At 60.6% G+C, this 1,235-nt stretch carries 1 protein-coding gene; it reads right to left on the bottom strand.

The window, feature by feature from the left end; all coding sequences use genetic code 11:
* A partial coding sequence (locus ACI2JH_RS19755; RefSeq protein ID WP_404737004.1) for an efflux RND transporter permease subunit occupies positions 1 to 1,235 on the bottom strand: 1,235 nt, incomplete at both ends.

Genomic DNA, 1,235 nt, shown 5'->3' with positions numbered 1-1,235 from the left:
CGGGCAATGTCCACTGGGTGCGGTGATCTCCTCTGTGCTTTCTGCTCGAGCCCCGCATCTGCACCGGCTGGGTGAACTCGTAGTTGTTGCCAGGAATGGCCCGAACCACCTTCTCGAGCTCGGCAACGAGCTGCGCCTTGGGCTTGCGTGGATCGGGCCATTGGTCCCGATCCTTGAGCATGATGAAGGTGTCGGCCACGGAGGGGGGCATGGGATCGGTAGCCACCTCGGCAGTGCCGATTTTGGCGACGACTTCATCCACCTCGGGGAACTGCTTGATCGCCGCTTCCAGCTGACGTTGCATACCGATGGCCTGAGTCAAGCTGGTCCCAGGAATTCGGAGCGCATGCAGTGCGATATCGCCCTCATCCAGGTTCGGAATGAACTCAGTGCCGAGGCGACTTGCAAGCAGGCCGGCCAGGACGGTGAGCACTGCGGCCGAGGCCACCACCACCTTGCGTGCGTTGACGGCTCGCTCAAGCATCGGGCCATACAGCTTGGTGATCCCGCGCATGGCCTTGGTTTCTTTCTCCGACACCTTCCCCGTTACGAACTGAGCCACGGCGGCCGGCACGAATGTCAGAGACAGCGCCATGGCACCGCTAAGCGCGATGACCACGGTAAGCGCCATCGGGTGGAACATCTTCCCTTCCACGCCGGAAAGGGCAAAGATCGGGATGTAGACCGCCGCGATGATGAAAAGGCCGAACAGGCTTGGCTTGATCACTTCCGCACTGGCACTTGCCGCCAAGGAGAATCGTTCTTCGCGGGTCAACAGACGGCCCAGAAGATGTTGCCGCTCGCCAAAGCGGCGCAGGCAGTTCTCAACGATGATGACCGCCCCATCGACGATCAGGCCAAAGTCCAGCGCACCCAGGCTCATCAGATTCGCCGAAACACGATTCTGGACCATGCCTGTGATCGTCAGCAGCATCGTCAATGGAATGACCGCCGCGGTGATCAGCGCGGCACGTAGATTGCCCAGAAGCAGGAAGAGGACCACGATGACGAGCAAGGCGCCTTCGAGAAGGTTCTTCTTCACCGTCTCGATGGTCCGGTCCACCAGTTCGGTTCTGTCGTAGACGGGATGCGCCCGCACGCCGTCAGGCAAGGTGGCATCGATGTCCTTGAGCTTGGCGGCGGTTCGCTGAGCCACGTCCCGGCTGTTTTCACCGATGAGCATGAAGGCCGTACCCAAGACGACTTCATTGACATCAATGGTTGACGCGCCTGTG

This window comes from Stenotrophomonas sp. NPDC078853 (genome assembly GCF_044901215.1).
Lineage (GTDB): Bacteria > Pseudomonadota > Gammaproteobacteria > Xanthomonadales > Xanthomonadaceae > Stenotrophomonas > Stenotrophomonas lacuserhaii.
This window is presented reverse-complemented; position numbering and strand designations above follow the sequence as displayed.